Raw genomic sequence first — 453 nt, forward strand, 5'->3', positions numbered from 1 at the left:
TTTTTAGTAAACAGTCGCTTCCCACTGGTCTCTGCGGCCTTCAACGCTCACGGAGTAAATCCGGTCACGTGTCCGGCCCCCCTTCTCCCGAAGTTACGGGGGCATTTTGCCGAGTTCCTTAACCACGATTATCTCGATCTCCTTGGTATTCTCTACCTGACCACCTGAGTCGGTTTCGGGTACGGGCGGCTGCAACCTCGCGTCGATGCTTTTCTCGGCAGCATAGGATCACTGAATTCCCCTTACGGGTACGCGTCGGGTCTCAGGCATACAGACGACGGATTTGCCTATCGTCAGCCCTACATCCTTACACCAGGTTCACCTTACGGATACCATCGCCTGGCTCAGCTACCTTCCTGCGTCACACCTGTTCATACGCTAACCGCACCAGCATGGGTTCGAGCGTTAGACCGGCCCGTCTCACCCCGAAGGGATCAACAAGTACCGGGTTAG

Annotated in this window: 1 rRNA gene; it reads right to left on the bottom strand. The window is 55.8% G+C overall.

Features of this window, described 5'->3' with window-relative positions:
- A 23S ribosomal RNA gene (locus QCD68_RS17210) occupies positions 1–453 on the bottom strand; the annotation flags it as partial.

The sequence above is a fragment of the Curtobacterium sp. PsM8 genome (genome assembly GCF_030433875.1).
GTDB lineage: Bacteria > Actinomycetota > Actinomycetes > Actinomycetales > Microbacteriaceae > Curtobacterium.